Genomic DNA, 2,995 nt, shown 5'->3' on the forward strand with positions numbered 1-2,995 from the left:
GTTTCGTATTTGATAGTGCTGATTGATCGCCGCTTGTTTGATAGCCAGTTCAATACATGCCAGGCGCAACGCTAGATAAATAACAGGACGACCGTTCGTCGCCGTTTGAAGAACTTTCTTCAAACCTTGGTGGGTTCAGGTTTTCCGAATAAGTACGAGCCAACGGGGTTCGCAAATAGCAACTAACGAGGTGAATGAAATGGCAAATACAGGTAATAACAACCCTGGCAATTTCGCTAACGATCGTGAGAAAGCATCGGAAGCCGGCAAGAAAGGCGGCCAGGCATCGGGTGGCAACTTCGCCAACGATCCGGAACGCGCAGCCGAGGCCGGCCGTAAGGGTGGCCATATGTCAGGTGGCAATTTTGCCAACGATCCGGAACGTGCCGCCGAGGCGGGCCGCAAAGGTGGTCAAGCCTCGGGTGGCAATTTTGCCAATGACCCTGAACGGGCCTCTGAAGCGGGGCGCAAAGGAGGCCAGGCGTCGGGCGGCAACTTTGCCAACGACCGGGAAAAGGCTTCCGAAGCCGGTAAGAAAGGCGGTGAAAACAGCCACGGTGGCGGTCGTAAATCGTAATGTCCCGTGGTCTTTGCGGACCCCATGCCATTGGCATGGGGTCTGTTCCGGCCTCACCATCAGTTTATTCAACGTCGGTCATGTCATGCCCGGTTTCGTTGAATGATTCATATATATAAAGGCTTGATGAGTTCGGGTCGCTTGCAACTACCGTTCGTCTTCTGTCTTGAATAAAAAACAAATTTTATCCGTTTAACTTCTTCTGACTTTCATGGGCCTGCCGCCGGCAGTGTTCTCATGAACTGTGTCCTGAACGAGGAGTTTTACCATGTTCGTACATAACAAACGACTGCAATATACCGTGCGTGTCGCTGAGCCCAATCCAGGACTGGCCAATCTGTTGCTTGAACAGTTTGGCGGCGCCCAGGGCGAGTTGGCGGCGGCGTCGCGCTATTTCACCCAGGCCTTGTCCGAAGACGATCCGGGCCGCAAGGACCTGCTGATGGACATTGCCACCGAAGAGCTCAGCCATCTGGAGGTGATCGGTTCGATCATCGTCATGCTGAACAAGGGCGCCAAAGGCAAGATGGCTGAAGGCGTCGAGCAGGAAGGTCAGCTGTACCGGGAAATCAACGGGGCCGGCAATGACTCGCACATCACCAGTGTGCTGTATGGCGCCGGCTCGCCGTTGACCAACTCGGCTGGTGTGCCTTGGACCGCCGCCTACATCGATACGATCGGCGAACCAACGGCGGACATGCGTTCGAACATCGCCGCCGAGGCCCGGGCAAAAATCGTTTATGAGCGGCTGATGAACGTCACCGACGATCCTGGCGTGAAAGAAGCCCTGGGCTTCCTGATGACCCGTGAAATCGCCCACCAGATGTCGTTCGAAAAAGCCCTGCATTCCATCCAGCCCAACTTCCCGCAAGGTAAACTGCCAGGCATGCCGGAGTTCACCAACGTGTACTTCAACATGTCCCAGGGTGAACCTACCGTGCGCGGCCCATGGAACCAGGGCGACGATTGGGAGTACGTCGAGAACCCGACGCCAGCGGTCGATGGCGGCGATGGCATGGCCAGTGTGCAGTTGAGTGAAAAGGACGAAGCGCTGTTGATGGACATGAAGGCGCGGACGATGTCCAACCCTGAAAGCAATCCCACCACGGGCGCCGACTTGGGTTCGGGGATGCAAGGTGACAAACTGTAAGAAGTTGGCGAGGGGGCCTTGCCCCCCCGCCTGAAAATATCGCCTGACCGTTCTGCCATTGCGCTCGACGATCGGGCATTGCACGGCCAAATCAACAAGGACCTTTGATGGACCAGCCCACCTCCCGGATCCGATCACCCTGGCGTACCTGGCTTGATCCTGTGCAAAACAACCTGCTGCTGGGCGTGAGCTTCTGGCTGGGCTTGGCACTGGTCGCCGTACTGCTGCTGTATAGCGGCTACAACGCCCTGGTGGGGGCCGATCGTCAACACCTCGGCTATGCGGCATTGGGTGGGTTATCCGGATTTGCCGCTACCGCGCTGGGGGCGATGATGGCGGTGGTGCTACGCGATATCTCATCGCGGACCCAGGACATCATGCTCGGTTTCGCTGCCGGGATGATGCTGGCGGCCAGCTCGTTTTCGCTGATATTGCCGGGAATCGAGGCTGCGCAGGTCATCTGCGGCAACCAGTTGCTCGCTGCCCTGGTGGTCGTTGTCGGCCTCGGGCTGGGCGTCGCGTTGATGGTCGGGCTCGACCGCTTCGTGCCTCACGAACATGAGCTGAGTGGGCGCCGTGGTCCCGAGGCCAAGCGCATCAACCGGGTGTGGTTGTTCGTCCTCGCGATCACCTTGCACAACCTGCCGGAGGGCATGGCCATCGGCGTCAGCTTTGCCAATGGCGATCTCAAGGTCGGTCTGCCCCTGACCACCGCCATCGCGATCCAGGACATCCCCGAAGGCCTGGCCATTGCCATGGCGCTGCGTGTCACCGGGATCAGCACCCTGCGGGCCGCGCTTATCGCGGTCGGTTCGGGATTGATGGAGCCGCTGGGCGCGGTGATCGGCCTGGGCATGTCCTCGGGCGTGGCCCTGGCTTACCCCATCAGCCTCGGGCTGGCGGCGGGGGCGATGATCTTCGTGGTCTCCCATGAAGTCATTCCGGAAACCCATCGCAACGGCCACGAGACACCCGCGACGCTGGGCCTGATGATGGGCTTTGCGGTGATGATGTTCCTCGACACCGCGCTGGGTTAAAGCGCACCCGGAACCCTCTGTCCAAGCGTGCACGGATTTTCTTGAGTCCAAGGAGCTGATCGAAGAAATCGAGAAAGGCGCAGTGCTCGGTGCAGGGCTGATCGGTGCCCAGCAGAAGATTAAACTTTCGAAAATCGCCGAGCAGGGCGGTAACCAGGCGGCGACGATGGAGACTTGAGGCCGAACTGGCGAGCTCTTGTGGCGAGGGAGCTTGCTCCCGCTGGACTGCGC

The 2,995-nt window shown here is 58.9% G+C and carries 3 protein-coding genes; all 3 read left to right on the forward strand.

All coding sequences use genetic code 11. From position 1 onward, the window contains the following. Positions 1-199 precede the first annotated feature (199 nt). Complete coding sequence (locus ACE04F_RS13390; protein ID WP_039589227.1) at positions 200-577, forward strand: con-10 family general stress protein; 378 nt, start codon at positions 200-202, stop codon at positions 575-577. A 268-nt stretch (positions 578-845) separates the two neighbouring features. Then, positions 846-1,727, forward strand: coding sequence for a manganese catalase family protein (locus ACE04F_RS13395; RefSeq protein ID WP_486107349.1), 882 nt, complete (start codon positions 846-848; stop codon positions 1,725-1,727). A 107-nt stretch (positions 1,728-1,834) separates the two neighbouring features. After that, complete coding sequence (locus tag ACE04F_RS13400) at positions 1,835-2,764, forward strand: ZIP family metal transporter (RefSeq protein ID WP_486107351.1); 930 nt, start codon at positions 1,835-1,837, stop codon at positions 2,762-2,764. Positions 2,765-2,995: the final 231 nt, after the last annotated feature.

The sequence above is a fragment of the Pseudomonas sp. AGC41 genome, from assembly GCF_057334555.1.

Bases quoted from the DNA above. Each gene is read 5' to 3' on its own strand.
- ACE04F_RS13400 (WP_486107351.1), top strand. From the start codon at position 1,835: ATGGACCAGCCCACCTCCCGGATCCGATCACCCTGGCGTACCTGGCTT.
- ACE04F_RS13395 (WP_486107349.1), top strand. From the start codon at position 846: ATGTTCGTACATAACAAACGACTGCAATATACCGTGCGTGTCGCTGAG.
- ACE04F_RS13390 (WP_039589227.1), top strand. From the start codon at position 200: ATGGCAAATACAGGTAATAACAACCCTGGCAATTTCGCTAACGATCGT.